Origin of the sequence: Gillisella taibaishanensis, from assembly GCF_001938985.1 — a bacterium.
GTDB lineage: Bacteria > Pseudomonadota > Alphaproteobacteria > Rhizobiales > Rhizobiaceae > Allorhizobium > Allorhizobium taibaishanense.
In genome coordinates this window covers 587,173-601,756 of sequence record NZ_MKIN01000021.1, presented here as the reverse complement: position 1 = coordinate 601,756, position 14,584 = coordinate 587,173, and the positions used below count along the sequence as shown (strand labels likewise).

At 60.6% G+C, this 14,584-nt stretch carries 15 protein-coding genes; 11 read left to right on the top strand and 4 right to left on the bottom strand.

Going from position 1 to position 14,584, the window contains the following annotated elements:
- Positions 1 to 21: 21 nt before the first annotated feature.
- From BJF91_RS09865 to BJF91_RS09845, 5 genes are read left to right on the top strand one after another with little or no spacing between them, the layout of a single operon-like run.
- Positions 22 to 975: an ABC transporter substrate-binding protein gene (locus BJF91_RS09865; RefSeq protein ID WP_075614298.1), complete on the top strand. Its 954-nt coding sequence runs from the start codon at positions 22 to 24 to the stop codon at positions 973 to 975.
- On the top strand, positions 972 to 1,781 hold the full coding sequence (locus BJF91_RS09860; RefSeq protein WP_075614297.1) for an ATP-binding cassette domain-containing protein: 810 nt from the start codon (positions 972 to 974) through the stop codon (positions 1,779 to 1,781). The genes BJF91_RS09865 and BJF91_RS09860 overlap by 4 nt, the downstream gene beginning before the upstream one ends.
- The gene (locus tag BJF91_RS09855) at positions 1,778 to 2,782 is read left to right on the top strand and encodes an ABC transporter permease (RefSeq protein ID WP_075614296.1); all 1,005 of its coding nucleotides are present in this window, start codon (positions 1,778 to 1,780) and stop codon (positions 2,780 to 2,782) included. The genes BJF91_RS09860 and BJF91_RS09855 overlap by 4 nt, the downstream gene beginning before the upstream one ends.
- A gap of 4 nt (positions 2,783 to 2,786) precedes the next feature.
- On the top strand, positions 2,787 to 3,896 hold the full coding sequence (locus BJF91_RS09850) for a phosphotriesterase family protein (RefSeq protein WP_075614295.1): 1,110 nt from the start codon (positions 2,787 to 2,789) through the stop codon (positions 3,894 to 3,896).
- Positions 3,897 to 3,930: 34 nt separating this feature from the next.
- Positions 3,931 to 4,701 (top strand): glutamine amidotransferase, encoded by a 771-nt coding sequence (locus BJF91_RS09845; RefSeq protein ID WP_075614294.1) that lies wholly within the window; start codon positions 3,931 to 3,933, stop codon positions 4,699 to 4,701.
- Positions 4,702 to 4,706: 5 nt separating this feature from the next.
- Here the strand turns inward: BJF91_RS09845 and BJF91_RS09840 are convergent, their stop codons facing one another.
- Entirely contained in the window at positions 4,707 to 5,603 is an 897-nt protein-coding gene (locus BJF91_RS09840) for a ribokinase (protein ID WP_075614293.1), read from the bottom strand.
- Positions 5,604 to 5,627: 24 nt separating this feature from the next.
- Here BJF91_RS09840 and BJF91_RS09835 point away from each other — a divergent pair, with 24 nt between their 5' ends.
- Complete coding sequence (locus tag BJF91_RS09835) at positions 5,628 to 6,473, top strand: BtpA/SgcQ family protein (protein WP_075614570.1); 846 nt, start codon at positions 5,628 to 5,630, stop codon at positions 6,471 to 6,473.
- 14 nt (positions 6,474 to 6,487) lie between these two features.
- Positions 6,488 to 7,729 carry a Zn-dependent hydrolase gene (locus tag BJF91_RS09830; protein WP_075614569.1) on the top strand — a complete coding sequence of 414 codons (1,242 nt, stop codon included), beginning with the start codon at positions 6,488 to 6,490 and terminating at the stop codon, positions 7,727 to 7,729.
- Positions 7,730 to 7,763: 34 nt separating this feature from the next.
- Here the strand turns inward: BJF91_RS09830 and BJF91_RS09825 are convergent, their stop codons facing one another.
- Entirely contained in the window at positions 7,764 to 8,909 is a 1,146-nt protein-coding gene (locus BJF91_RS09825; RefSeq protein WP_075614292.1) for a PQQ-dependent sugar dehydrogenase, read from the bottom strand.
- A 185-nt stretch (positions 8,910 to 9,094) separates the two neighbouring features.
- Between BJF91_RS09825 and BJF91_RS09820 the strand changes: the two genes are divergently transcribed.
- Entirely contained in the window at positions 9,095 to 9,490 is a 396-nt protein-coding gene (locus BJF91_RS09820; RefSeq protein ID WP_075614291.1) for a (R)-mandelonitrile lyase, read from the top strand.
- Between the two features lie 30 nt (positions 9,491 to 9,520).
- On the opposite strand, the gene BJF91_RS09815 is transcribed toward BJF91_RS09820, so the two are convergent.
- A complete protein-coding gene (locus tag BJF91_RS09815) occupies positions 9,521 to 10,141 on the bottom strand; it encodes a TMEM175 family protein (RefSeq protein WP_075614290.1) in 621 nt (206 codons plus the stop codon).
- Between the two features lie 99 nt (positions 10,142 to 10,240).
- Positions 10,241 to 10,909 carry an NUDIX hydrolase gene (locus BJF91_RS09810; RefSeq protein WP_075614289.1) on the bottom strand — a complete coding sequence of 223 codons (669 nt, stop codon included), beginning with the start codon at positions 10,907 to 10,909 and terminating at the stop codon, positions 10,241 to 10,243.
- 187 nt (positions 10,910 to 11,096) lie between these two features.
- On the opposite strand from BJF91_RS09810, the gene BJF91_RS09805 reads away from it, so the two are divergent.
- The 3 genes from BJF91_RS09805 (at position 11,097) to BJF91_RS09795 (ending at position 14,569) form a co-directional block, all read left to right on the top strand.
- Positions 11,097 to 11,999, top strand: a complete 903-nt coding sequence (locus tag BJF91_RS09805) for a hypothetical protein (protein ID WP_075614288.1) — start codon at positions 11,097 to 11,099, stop codon at positions 11,997 to 11,999.
- Positions 12,000 to 12,160: 161 nt separating this feature from the next.
- Entirely contained in the window at positions 12,161 to 13,348 is a 1,188-nt protein-coding gene (locus BJF91_RS09800) for an adenylosuccinate synthetase (RefSeq protein ID WP_075614287.1), read from the top strand.
- 186 nt (positions 13,349 to 13,534) lie between these two features.
- Positions 13,535 to 14,569, top strand: coding sequence for an efflux RND transporter periplasmic adaptor subunit (locus BJF91_RS09795; protein WP_234801588.1), 1,035 nt, complete (start codon positions 13,535 to 13,537; stop codon positions 14,567 to 14,569).
- Positions 14,570 to 14,584 lie beyond the last annotated feature (15 nt).

Genomic DNA, 14,584 nt, shown 5'->3' with positions numbered 1-14,584 from the left:
ACCAACAGAGGAAGAACAAACATGCCGATAGTCAAACGCAGATATGTTTCCGCAGCGCTTGCCGCGACCGTGCTCGCCGGCGGAACGCTTGCCGCTGGCCTTGCCAGCGCCGCCGAAAAGACCATTGCCCTGGTGCAGATCAACCAGCAGGCGCTGTTCTTTAACCAGATGAACGAGGGCGCCGAAAAGGCAGCCAAGGAAGCCGGCGTCAAGCTGGTCATCTTCAACGCTAACAATGATCCGGCCGCGCAGAACAGCGCCATCGAGACCTATATTCAGCAGAAGGTCGATGGCATTGCCGTCGTCGCCATCGACGTCAACGGCATCATGCCCGCCGTCAAGCAGGCCGCTGCCGCCAATATCCCGGTTGTAGCCATAGACTCGATCCTGCCTGAAGGCCCGCAAAAGGCGCAGATTGGCGTGGACAATGGCAAGGCCGGCGCCGACATGGGCAAGTTCTTCCTCGACTACGTCAAGTCCGACATGAAGGGCAAGGCGAAGATCGGCGTCGTTGGCGCGCTGAATTCCTTCATCCAGAATATCCGCCAGAAGGGCTTTGAAGACGCGATCAAGGACAAGTCCGGTATCACCACCGCCGGCGTTGTCGATGGCCAGAACGTTCAGGACACGGCGCTTTCCGCAGCCGAAAACCTGATCACCGGCAATCCCGATATGACCGCGATCTATGCGACCGGCGAACCGGCGTTGCTCGGCGCCGTCGCTGCCGTGGAAAGCCAGGGCAAGCAGAAGGACATCAAGGTGTTCGGCTGGGATCTGACCAAGCAGGCAATTGCCGGTATCGATGCTGGCTACGTCGCAGGCGTCATCCAGCAGGACCCGTCCGCCATGGGCGCTGCTGCCGTCAAGGCGCTGAAGACCGTGTCTGACGGAGGCAAGGTCGAGAAGACCATTGCCGTACCTGTCACCATCGTCACCAAAGCGAATGTCGAACCCTACCGGGCGATTTTCAAATGATTTCCGGCGGACAGCACCCAACCGCTGTCACCGGCGCCGGGGGAGATCTTCTCCCCCGGCAACCCGCCGGCGACCAGCGCCAGCCGCGAATTTCGCTTCGAGACATCCGCAAGACCTTTGGCTCTCATCAGGCGCTGCGTGGCGTCGATCTCGACATCTATCCGGGCGAGTGCCTAGGACTCGTCGGGGACAATGCGGCTGGTAAGTCAACGCTAACCAAAGTGATATCAGGCACCTACATCCCCGATGACGGCACCATGACCATGGATGGCAAGGCCCTGCGTCTGACCGGACCGGCTGATGCCCGCAAGCGCCATATCGAAATGGTGTTCCAGGATTTGAGCCTTTGCGACCACATCGATGTGGTCGGAAACCTCTTTCTCGGACGTGAGATCACCAAGGGTCCGTTTCTCGACCGGCAGACCATGCTGGAAGAAGCCCGCAAGATGCTGGATGCGTTGGAAATCCGCATTCCGCGGTTGACCGCCAAGGTGGAGAAGCTCTCCGGTGGGCAGCGGCAGGCGATCGCCATTGCCCGTGCCGCGTCCTTCAATCCGAAGGTGCTGATCATGGACGAGCCGACCTCGGCTCTGGCAGTGGCGGAAGTCGAGGCCGTGCTGGCATTGATCAACCGGGTCAAGGCCAAGGGCGTTTCTGTCATCCTCATCACCCACCGGCTTCAGGACCTGTTCCGGGTCTGCGACCGCATCGCCGTTATGTATGAGGGCACAAAGGTGGCGGAGCGGCAGATCAACGAGACGAGCCTTGAAGACCTCGTCAGGCTTATCGTGGGAGATCGCCATTGACCGTCTATACCGAACGCGCCAAAGGCTCGCCGCTTGCCGATTTCATTGCGGAAAACGCCCAGGTCCTTTCCATCGCCATCTTCTTTCTCGCCTGTATGGTGTTCTTCTCCGCCATGACGGATACGTTCCTGACAACGGGTAACCTGCTCAATGTCGTGCGCCAGGCAGCTCCGATCCTGATCGTGTCGATCGCCATGACGCTTGTCATCATCACCGGCGGTATCGATCTTTCTGTTGGTTCCATGGTGGCGCTGATCAATGCCGTCGGCGCCATCATGTTGGCGACGGGCTATCCCTGGCCGCTGGTGCTGGTGGCCATGCTTACCCTGGGCGGAGCACTCGGCCTGCTGCAGGGCTGGTTCATCGCCTATCAGGGCATTCCGGCCTTCATCGTCACGCTTGCCGGCCTATCGATCCTGCGCGGCGTGGCGCTCTATATCACCCAGGGCTATTCCATTCCGATCCCCGACGCGCCGGGCTTCTTCTTTCTCGGTCGCGGCGATTGGCTGGGCATGCCAGTGCCGGCGCTGATCGGCATTCTCGTGACAGTGATCGGTTATGTCGTGATCTCGTCGACCCGTTATGGCCGGCGCATCGTTGCCGTCGGCTCCAACTTGGAAGCCGCCCGCCGGGTCGGCATGCCGGCGAAATGGATACTTGCCTCCGTCTATCTAGTGGCGGGCGTAGCCTCTGCCATTGCTGGTCTGCTGATTGCCGCCCGTCTCGGCTCCGGTTCGTCTAATGCCGCTGTGGGTTTCGAATTGCAGGTCGTAGCGGCTGTGGTTCTGGGCGGCACATCCCTGATGGGTGGTCGCGGCACCATCCTCGGCACTGTGCTGGGAACAATGACCATTGCCGTCATCGGCAACGGGCTGATCCTGATGCATATCTCACCCTTCTTCACCCAGATCGTCACAGGCGCGATCATCCTGGCCGCCATCTGGCTGAACACCCGCATCTTCACCGCCAATTTCCGCTTTGGCGCCAAGAGAAAGGCCTGATGTTATGGCGAGTGAACTCTCAGAAGGCCATGTGCGCTCCGGCAAGGTGATGACCGTGCAAGGCGCGATCCCGGTGGAAAAGCTGGGCGTGACGCTGATGCACGAGCATATCCTCAACGACTGCCGCTGCTGGTGGCACGCACCGAAGACGCCGGAGCGGCAATATCTCGCCGAAGGCTTCGTCTGCATGGAAATCCTCGGCGAGTTGCGCCAGGACCCTTTCGTCAACAAGCACAACATCACGCTTGACGATGAGCCGCTGGCAATCGCCGAACTCAAGGCCTTCGCGACTGAGGGCGGTCACACAGTGGTCGAGCCGACCTGCCAGGGCATCGGCCGCAATCCGCGCGCTATGCAGCGGATTTCCAAAGCGTCCGGGCTGAACATCGTGATGGGGGCCGGCTACTATCTTGCCTCATCCCATCCCGAAAAAGTGGCAGGCCTTACGGTCGATGCTATCGCCGATGAAATCGTCGCAGAAGCGCTCCAAGGCGTCGACGGCAGCGATATCAAGATCGGCCTTATCGGCGAAATCGGCGTGTCCTCGGATTTCACCCCGGAAGAAGAAAAATCGCTGCGCGGTGCGGCGCAGGCGCAAGTCCGCACTGGCCTGCCGCTGATGGTGCATTTGCCGGGCTGGTTCCGGCTCGGCCACAAGGTGCTGGATGTGGTGGCGGAAGAGGGTGCGGATCTGCGCCACACCGTGCTTTGCCACATGAACCCGTCCCATGACGATCTCGCCTATCAGGGCGAACTCGCCAGCCGCGGCGCCTTTATCGAATATGACATGATCGGCATGGATTTCTTCTATGCCGACCAGCAGGTGCAATGCCCGAGCGACGAAGAGGCGGCACGCGCCATCGTCAAACTGGTGGAACGCGGGCATCTGGACCGCATCCTGCTCTCCCACGACGTCTTCCTGAAGATGATGCTGACGAAATATGGCGGCAATGGCTATGCCTATATCCTCAAGCATTTCCTGCCGCGCCTGAAGCGGCACGGGCTGGATGACGCCACCCTTCAAACCCTCATGCGGGATAACCCGCGCTCGGTCTTCGAAGCATTTTCAGGAAAAGTGGATACCGGTTTTCCGTCCGAAAATGCCTCAAACTAAAACCCGGAGACCTCATTGATATGGAACGAAAGTGATGACGAAAAAAATTCTCCTTGTCGGCGAAAGCTGGGTCAGCTCCGCCACCCATTACAAAGGCTTCGACCAGTTCGGCAGCGTCACCTTTCATCTCGGCGCCGAGCCGCTGGTGAAGGCGCTTGAAGGCAGCGAATTCGAGCTGACCTATATGACAGCCCATGATGCGGTGGAAAAATTCCCCTTTGAGATGGCAGGTCTCGATGCCTATGACACGATCATCCTCTCGGATATCGGCGCCAATTCACTGCTTCTGCCGCCTGCTGTCTGGCTGCATTCGAAAACCGTGCCGAACCGGTTGAAGCTGATCAAAGCCTGGGTGGAAAAAGGCGGCAGCTTGCTGATGGTCGGCGGCTATTTCTCCTTCCAGGGCATTGACGGCAAGGCCCGCTGGCGCCGCACGCCTGTTGAAGACGTGCTGCCGGTGACCTGCTTGCCCTGGGATGACCGTGTGGAAATTCCGGAAGGCTCCACCGCAGATATCGTTAAGCCAGATCACCCGACTGTGGCGGGCCTGACAGGCGAATGGCCTCTGCTGCTCGGCGTCAACGAAGTAGAGGTGCGCGACCGCGCCGATGTGGAAGTGGTTGCCCGCCTGCCTGCGGATCAGGGTGGTCATCCGCTGCTCGTGACCGGCCATTTTGGCAAGGGCCGCAGCGCCGCCTGGACCTCGGATATCGGTCCGCACTGGCTCTCGCCGGCCTTCTGCGAATGGGAGGGCTATGGCAAGCTCTGGAAGAACATTCTGGGCTGGCTGACGGAAAAAGCCTGATCTTTTTACAGCCGAAGGATCGCGGCAAATTCCGATGCGCTCGGAAATGCCTGTCGCGTTCCTCGGCGGCTGACGGTGATGGCGGAAGCCTTCGCGGCATGCTCCAGCGCTGTTTGGTCCACGGGGACCATGCGAAGGAGGGCGGAGGCTAGCGCCGTTGCCATGAAGCAGTCGCCCGCACCTGTCGTATCGATGACAGCTGCGGAGGCGGCGGGAACGGAAGTTGCGCCCTCGGCGGTGACGAGCAAGGCACCGGCACCGCCAAGGGTGAGAATGACGTGGGAGACGCCGGCTGAAAGTAAAACCGATCCGGCGTCTGCTCCGGTTCTTGCCGTCAATTGCTCGGCCTCGCCTTGGTTGAGAAAGGCGATATCGATCAGCGGCCAGAGGCTCGGGAACCAGGGCTGCAGCGGCGACGGGTTGAAGGCGGTGACCATGCCTTTCGTGCGGGCTGTTTTGAGGGCGGTGACCGTGGTCTCCTCGGGTAGATTACCCTGCAGAACCAATAGGTCGCCGGCTGTTGCCGCCTGCAGTGAATGAACGGCGGCCTTGGCGGTGAAATGTGAGGCGGCATCGCGCGTCGTGATGATCGAATTTTCGCCGTCCGGTGTCGTCAGGATGATAGAGAGGTCGCTGACAGTGCCGGGAGTGGAAATGAGTTCGGGCGTGACGGGCTCTTCTGCAATGGCATTGGCCAGCGATGCGGCTCTGTCATCGGTGCCGATGGCGGCAACGAGCGTGGTGGCGACACCGGTACGCGCCAGTACGATGGCCTGGTTGCAGCCCTTGCCGCCGAGATCGCGGCTGGCCTGGGCACCAAAAATGGACGCGCCCGGTTGCGGCAGGGCTGCAAGGGAATAGGTTTCGTCGAGTGCGATATTGCCGAGGACAAAGGCGCGCATGGAACGCTTTCGAAAGGACTGATGATGAGTGAGACCATATCCGACAATGCGGCCAATGCCATCGTGGAAATCTTTGGCAGGCCCAAGGCGCTGATCGGCATGGTGCATTGCCCCGCCTTTCCCGGTGCGCCGCGCTATCGTGGGGCGGCAATGGACACGATCTATGATACCTGCATGCGCGATGCCGAAGCCCTGATCGAGGGCGGCATGCATGGCATCATCATCGAAAACCACGGCGACATCCCCTTTTCCAAGCCAGAGGATATCGGCCCGGAAACCTCGGCCTTCATGAGCGTGGTGACCGACCGTATCGCATGCGCCATCGGCGTGCCGCTCGGCATCAACGTGCTGGCTAATGCGCCAATCCCGGCCTTCGCGATTGCCATGGCTGGTGGCGCCAAGTTCATCCGCGTCAACCAGTGGGCCAATGCCTATGTGGCAAACGAAGGCTTCATGGAAGGCCGGGCCGCAGAGGCGATGCGTTACCGCTCACTGCTGCGCGCCGAACATATCAAGGTGTTTGCCGATAGCCATGTGAAGCACGGCGCCCATGCTATCACCGCCGACCGCACCATCGAGGAGCTGACCCGCGACCTCGCTTTCTTCGATGCAGACGGGGTCATCGCGACCGGTCAGCGCACCGGCAACAGCGCCACGATCGAAGAGATCGAGGAAATCGGCAAGGCGACGCACCTGCCGTTGCTGGTCGGCTCGGGCGTCAGCGAAGGCAATATCGTCGAAATCCTGGCGCGCACCAGCGGTGTCATTGTCGCTTCCTCGTTGAAGGTTGGTGGTGTCTGGTGGAACCCGGTGGAACTGTCGCGGGTCCGCAGCTTCGTGGCGGCGGCTCAGCCCGGGTTGAACGGCTGAAAGGCAAAGAGATGATGCAAGGCTTCGCCATCAACAGTGAGCGGCTGCTGGCGCGGTTGCAGCACTTTGCCGCTATCGGCGGTACGGAAAAAGGTGGCGTCAACCGGCAGGCGCTCACAGCGCTCGATCGCGAGGCGCGGCGGCTGCTGGCAAAACTGGCGCGGGAGCGTGGCTTTGTGGTCTTTCAAGATCCGATCGCCAATCTCTTTATCCGCCGGGAGGGCAAAAATCCGGATCTGCCGCCGCTTCTGATCGGCAGCCATCTCGATAGCCAGCCCGCAGGCGGAAAATTTGATGGCGCGCTTGGAACGCTGGCTGCCTTCGAGGTGCTGGAAACCCTCGAAGACCAAGAGATAGCCACCGAAAGAGCGGTTGAGGTCGTGGCCTTCACCAATGAGGAAGGCTGTCGCTTTGCGCCCGGCTGCATGGGCTCCCTGGCCTTTGCCGAGGCCGCAATTCCAGATAGCTGGCGGGATCTGAAGGCGACGGATGGCGCGGGCTTTGCCGAAGAACTCGCCGCGACGCTGGACAGCCTGCCGGAGGCGCAGCCGAGACCGCTCGGCTTTCCTGTTTCGGCCTATCTCGAAGTGCATATTGAGCAGGGGCCTTCGCTGGAACACCAGGGTATTCCAATCGGTGTCGTGACCGGTATCCAAGGAACCCGCTGGCTGGACGTGGTCGTGACGGGACAGACTGCGCATGCGGGCACCACTGCGCTTGCCTATCGGCGCGATCCCATGCTGACGGTGTCGCAGGCGCTCGCGGAACTCTATGCGTCGATCATGCCCGGCGATGCAGAGGCGCGCTTTACGGTTGGCCGGATCTCCTGCCTGCCCGGTGCCGTCAATGCTATTCCAGACACGGTCCGGCTGACGGTTGATCTCAGACATCCGAGCACCGCTGTCCTCGATATCAATGAAAACTTGATCCGCAAGACGTTTGAGACCCACGCCAATGTCCAGGGCTGCGGTACCGCAGTCACACGCATCTTCGACATGGCGCCGGCACAATTTCCGGAGCCTCTGCTGGCCACATTACAAGAAGCTGCATCCGATTGCGGGTTTGCCACGGCGCATCTTCTGTCCGGCGCCTTCCATGATGCGCTGTTCCTGAACCGCGTTGCTCCATCCGCGATGATCTTCGTGCCCTGCCGCGATGGCCTCAGCCATAACGAGGCGGAACATGTCGAGCCGGATCACTGCATCGCCGGTTGCCAGGTGCTCGGCGCTGCCGTGCTGAGGCTCGCCACGGCGTGATAGGGGCGAGCCATTGGGCCTGCGGCATTGAGGATCAGCTCTTCGGCGTCAGCCGCATCAGCTTGCTAGACTTGCTATCCTCGATCAGCCAGATGGCACCATCCGGTGCCACGGCAACGTCACGGACGCGTGCCTGCATGTCGAAGCGGTCGGCCTCGTCAGGTTGTCCCTTCGCATCAAAGCTGACGCGCACCAGCGACTTGACCCTCAGGCCCCCAATCAACGCGGAGCCCTTCCATTGCGGGAACATCTTGCCTTCGTAGAAGACGAGACCGGCGGGAGCGATGACGGGTGTCCAGTAAACCAATGGGGCGGCGAATTCCGGTCGGGTCGAATGGCGCGGGATCGGCTCGCCGCTATATTGGTCGCCATTCGAGACCAGCGGCCAGCCGTAGTTTTTGCCCTTTTCAATGAGGTTCAGTTCGTCGCCGCCGCGGGGACCCATTTCGTTGAGCCACAGTTTCCCGTTAGGCGCAAAGGCGAGGCCATAGGGGTTGCGATGCCCTGTCGTCCAGGTCTCGCCTTCGATGCCGCCCTTGCTGGCATCGGGATTGTCTGATGGGATCGAGCCATCCAGGTTAAGATGCAGCACCTTGCCACGCGCCTGTTTCGGATCCTGGGCCGTTTGCGGCTGCATCCGGTCACCCACGGTGAGAAACAGCGTCTTGCCCTGCGGGTCAAACGCGATGATGCCGCCGGGCTGGCCGCCTCCACCGCCCGGCGTCTGGCGCCAGATGGGGGTGAGATCGTCAAGTTGCGCCTTGTCCTGCGCCAGGGTCAGCTTCGCTTTTGCCAGCACTAGCCGCGTCCCACCGGCATCCTGTTCAACATAGGTGAGGTAGACCAACGACGAGGTGGCAAAGTCAGGTGCGATGGCGATATCAAGCAGGCCATTCTGTCCCTCGGCTGCGACCTTTGGCACGCCGCTGATTTCGCGCTTCTCGCCCGTCTGCGTCACGACAAAAAGACCGCCCGGTTTTTCCGTCACCAGCATACGGCCATCGGGTAGGAATGTTAGCGCCCAGGGCGTGTCGAATTGCGCGATTGTCTGCGTTTTGAACGGCCGCTCAGCGCTGGCGGGACGATTGCCGGCATTGATGCTTTCGGCATATGCCGGCCATTGCAGCGCGAGTGCCGCGACAAAGGCGAGAGACGTTATCCTGCCCACGGATGCAACCATCGAAGACCTCCTGCATTTCTCCTCTTCTCCCAAGTGGGGCATTTCCCGGGGGAAACAAGAGGGTGGGTTGAGATGGGCCGTTGCTTGCATCCATGTCCGCCTTTTGCTTCAAAGGACGCAAGCGGCGGGCGTTGCCCGGTGCAACTCGATTCCCATACGCAAAGCGGAAGAGAAGGAACGATAAGATGGATATTCGACGCGCAGGCAGCCAGCCATCCGGCAAGGGTCCGGCCGATTGGTTCACCGGAACAGTGCGGATTGATCCGCTGTTTCCCGTGCGCGATCCCGCTCGCGCCGCCGGAAATACCGTGATATTTGAGCCCGGCGCGCGCACCGCCTGGCACACGCACCCGCTTGGCCAGGTGTTGATCGTTACGTCAGGCCTTGGTCGCGTTCAGCGTGACGGCGGTCCGGTGGAGGAAATCCGCCCCGGCGACGTCGTGTGGTTTGGGCCGGGCGAAAAGCACTGGCACGGGGCAAGCCCTACGACGGCCATGACCCATATTGCCATCCAGGAATCGCTTGATGGCAAGGCGGTCGACTGGCTAGAGCATGTCGCTGACGCGGATTACAACGGATAATGCCAAAGGCGGGCGCATCTTCTGCGCCCGTTATCCCTCTTTTTTGTCGGTCCTGTGAACCCTTCTGGCGAGGTGCTCTGATAGAGGCGACAGGAATGCGGCATACATCAGAATCTGTGGGAGGTCCGACGACCATAGAGAGGTGACTGCTGCAGCGGCGAGAATGGCGAAGGAAATGATCGGCGGGATGAGCAGGTTCGCCGCGACGGGCTCGGTCATATCCGCCTTGGAGTACCAGGCCATCAACCAGAGAAACACGTTCAGCAGAGCAATTATGGCGAGATGGGAACTGTAGACCGTCAGTACATCGCCGGCGGCCCCCTTTATGCCGTAGAGGGAGGTCGTGAGCGGAAGGCAGGCAATCGACAGTAGAAACGCCGCCGTGACCACGAATTCAAAGCCGCCGTTGCGGCGGGCGAGCGCAAGCCGACGGTGGTGGCTCAGCCAGAACATCATCCCGACAGCGAAGCTTAGGCCAAGGGCGGTCAGCGTCTGACCATCGACATTCCAGATTTCCGATAGCGTCGGTGCAGCACTCAGCCTGTCATGCAGCGGCACGTCATAGACCAGCATCGTCATGGCAACGCCGAAGACGATGTCGCCAAGCGCTTCGACACGCCTGTAGAAGAAAGCTTGTGGGTCCAATCGCATGGTCTAACCGTGAGTTGGGGACAGGTTGCGTCGAAATTCCTCGATAAGCTCGTCTATCTTTTTCTCCAGCGCCTTTCGAGAGACATGTATGGAAAAGGCTTAAATCCGTCGATTGAACACGGAGATCGGGTCCTTCAGCCGATACAGAGTGGTCGGTCGGCGGGCCCGCTCGGTCTGCCGCTTTTCGCCCTCGACCTCTTCGAGGAGATTGAGGTCGCTGATCTTGCGGCGAAAGGCGCTTTGGTCAAGCCGCTCGCCGATCACGGTCTCATAGATCGATTGCAGTTCCGACATGGTGAAGATGTCTGGCAGGAGCCGGGCGGGAAGCGTCGAATAGGCGCCTTTGCCGCGCAATCTGTTCACTGCGGCTGCAAGGATCTCGCCATGGTCGAAGGGCAGGGAGCCAGGCTCTGTGACGGGGCGTAGTTCCAGTGTGTGAGCGGCGGCTTCCAGCACCGGCTTCGGCACCAGTGCGAAATAGGCGATCGACACGGACCAGCCACGTGGATCGCGCTTGGCAGAGGCGAAGCTGCGCAGCTGTTCAAAGAAAATGCCGTCGAGCCCGGTTTTCTGTTTGAGGATGCGGCGCACGGCATCCTCGGCGTCCTGATCCTCATCGGCATGGATATAGCCGCCGATCAATCCGGCGAAGGTCTGAAACGGCTCGGTCGCGCGCGGCAGAAGAGCGACACAGAGGCGCTCATCCGACAGGGTGAGCAGAACGATATCGACGGTCACGATCGGTCGTGGAAATTGCTCGTCGGTCATCGGTTGCTCCTGCGCCAGTTGTTACCTCCTCATAGCGCAGGACGATAAAAGCAACAATTTGCATTTTTTAACTTGCAATTTGCACTTTGCAAGTTTATTGCTTGGACATCGACGACGGGAGCGCCACTGGCGACCGTAGCGCCGAGAAAACGGCAGAGAGCTAAGGCTAAAGAAAAGGAGTCATGCCATGGGTATGGGACGTTTCAACACCGCCGATTGGTCCAATTACAACGCGCGCCATGTCGATGGACGCAGCCGGGATGAAGTCTTCGGCGCACGGGGCATGGACCCTCGTTTCGATCCGGCCCGGTTTGCCGTGCGCGAAAGCCGCGATAGCGATTTTAATCCGCTATCGACACCGATCATTCTCGCCACCGACGTTACGGGCTCGATGGGCATGATTGCCCACGAGTTGATGCGCAACGGTCTGGTCACCCTGACCTCCGAAATTTACGATCGGCGCCCGGTGACCGATCCGCATATTCTGGTCGCAGCTGTTGGCGACGCCTTCACGGACAATGCGCCGCTGCAGGCGACGCAGTTCGAGGCGGATATTTCGCTGGCAAGCCAGATCCGGTCGCTGTGGCTGGAGGGCAATGGCGGCGGCAACGATGGTGAAAGCTATAGTGCTGCCCATCTCTTTGCCGCCTGGAAAACCGCAAGCGACGCCTTCGATAAACGCCGCCGCAAGGGCTACCTGTTCACCATCGGCGACGAGCCGATCCACGATGGCCTGAGCGGCGGCCAGATCGCCAATATCTTCGGTACGGAAGAACGCAGGGGGCTGACGGCCCGGCAATGCCTCGACCTAGCGCAGCAGCGCTATGACGTTTTCCACATTGTCATTCGCGAAGGCTATGCCTCCACGCAGATGAGCCGGGTTCTCGGCAGTTGGGAGGCGCTGCTGCCCGGCCGTACCTATGTTCTTGAAGACTATCGCCGCATTGCCGAACTGGTCGTGTCGATCATCGAGATCAACGAAGGCGGCAATGCCGAAGATGTGGCGTCGAGCTGGGATACAGGCGCGCAGAGCGTCGTTGCCAAAGCGATCGGCAGGCGTCCGAAGAACCGGTTTCTGTCTTTCTTCTGATCAGCGGTCACCTGACTGAAACCGCCAGGCCGGCCTCCTGTGGTCGGTCATTATCTCCATCCTTCCAGCATCGGACAGAAAAGTGGGAGCCGGTTTTCGGATAAATCCGATGCGAAAACAGGAATCTAGAAGCATCAACCAGGCAAGCAAAGGAGACGATCATGAACACGAGGGCTCAGGCCGTGATCGGCGCAGGCTATGGCGACGAGGGCAAGGGTATGCTGGTCGACCGGCTGACCGCCGCGACACGGAATGCGACCGTTGTGCGCAGCAATGGCGGTGCGCAGGCGGGTCACACCGTTGTTTCTCCGGAAGGGCGCCGGCACGTGTTCCACCATGTCGGTGCCGGCAGCTTTGCCGGTGCGGCCACCCATTTCAGCCGGTTTTTCGTTGCCCATCCCATGCTGCTGCTCGACGAACTGGCCGTATTGGCAGGGCTTGGCGTGAAGCCAAAATTGAGCAGCGATCCGCGCGCGCTGGTCACGACGCCCTACGATGTCATCATCAATCAGGCGGTCGAACTGCTGCGCGGCAATGCCCGCCATGGCAGCTGCGGTCTCGGTTTTGGCGAAACCATCGAGCGTAACCTCAACGCCGAGTTTGCTCTGGTGACTCAGGATCTTTTCAGGCCGGATCTCGCCGAGAGGCTCGCTGCAATCCGTGATCGCTGGGTGCCGCAACGGCTGGCGGATCTTGGAATTGTGGAGCTTCCTCCAGTGCTGGCAGAGGCGCTGGCTGCCGATGCGACGCTTCAGGCCTTCGTCGCCGACTGCCAGGCCTATCTCGATTACGTCTCGCTCTGGCCGGATCGTCGGCTGAAAGACCTGGGGCCAATCATTTTCGAAGCCGCCCAGGGGCTGATGCTCGATCAGGATTACGGCGCCTTCCCGCATGTAACGCGCTCGAAAACAGGGCTGCCCAATATGCTGTCCATCGCTGCCGAGGCGCAGCTCGCCGGCATCGATGTGGTCTACGCAACGCGCTGCTATGCGACCCGCCACGGCGCCGGTCCGCTCAAGGGCGAGGTGAATACGGTGGAGGGCATAACCGTCGTCGATCCGACCAATGCGCCAAATGCCTGGCAAGGCACGTTGCGGGTCGCGCCGCTTGACCTGCAGGTGCTGCGCGACGCCATCGCGCACGATCTTTCGACGGTAATGCAGGGGATGAATGTAACGGCGAGCCTTGCAGTGACCTGCCTCGATCAGGCTAAGGGTGCATTTTCAGTCGCCGACGGTGATACGATCTACCGTCTCCAGCCTGACGAAGCGGCGCACACCATTGCCGAAGCTATCGGCTTGCCGCTGCGTTTCCAATGCCGGTCGCCGGGTCGCTTGCAGCCTGCTTGAAAATAAAGTCTGGCGCGGAGGGAACAATTTGCACCTGGACACATTAATCGGCTGCCCATGGGGAACTGATCAATGGACCGTTCGTCCAAACTTATCATTGCGTCGCTTGCAGCTGTCCTTTTCAGTCCCGTTTCACATGCTCCGGCAGCCGAAACACAGTCCCAGGCAGAGCCCCCGCCCATTCCCGTGACCGCGATTGCCGCGACATCCGAAACCCTTGACCGGGTCATCTATGGCATCGGCACGGTTTCCCCCTTGCAATCGGTCACGGTTCGCTCCCGCATCGATGGACAGGTGCTGGAGGTTCCCTTCAGCGAAGGCCAAATCGTCGAGAAAGGCGCGGTGCTGCTGCGGCTGGATGACAGTCAGCTACGCTCGGATCTTACCTCGGCAAAGGCCAAGCGGGCCCAGGATGAGGCACAGCTGAAAGGCGCGCAGACTGATGCAGATCGCTATGAGACGCTGACCCAAAGCGGTGTCGCGGCAATGGCGACGCTGGAGCAGAAGCGGTCCACCAGCCAGCAACTTGCCGCAGCCGTCGATTACGACAATGCGATGATCAAGAATGCCGAAACCCAGCTCAGCTTTGCCACGATTACTGCGCCCTTCACCGGTCGGGCCGGCTTCCGCCAGGCCGACCCCGGCAGCATCGTCAGCGCCAGTTCGACCACCGGCATCGTGACCATCACCCAGATGGACCCGATTGGCGTTTCCTTCGTGGCGCCCGGGGACCGGTTCGGAGACATCCGCGATGCCATGCGCAAGGGTATTGCCACGGTCGAAGTGTCCACTACCGACGGCACGAGCAAACTTGGCACTGGCCAACTCAAGATCATGGACAATGCGGTGGATGCCGAGACCGGCTCGATCCATTTGCGCGCCGATTTCGACAACAGTGCCGAAAAGCTTTGGCCCGGTCTACCCGTAGCCACACGGCTAACCGTCGAGCGCCGGCAGGGCGTGGTCGTACCTGATAAGGCGCTGGCGCGCAGCCCGGCGGGTCTCTATGCCTATGTCGTCGGGAAGGATGGCAAGGTCCAAAAGCGCGATGTGACCACCGCTTTCGTGACCGATGCCCGCGCGCTTGTCACCAAAGGTATTGCCGAAGGTGACCAAGTCGTGATGGATGGTCAATCGCGGATCGGTGATGGCGTAAAGGTCAGCGTCACGCCTTGGAACGGCATGCCTGACGGCCAGATCCTGCCTGGGGTTAGCCAATGAACTCGGCGTCTGGGC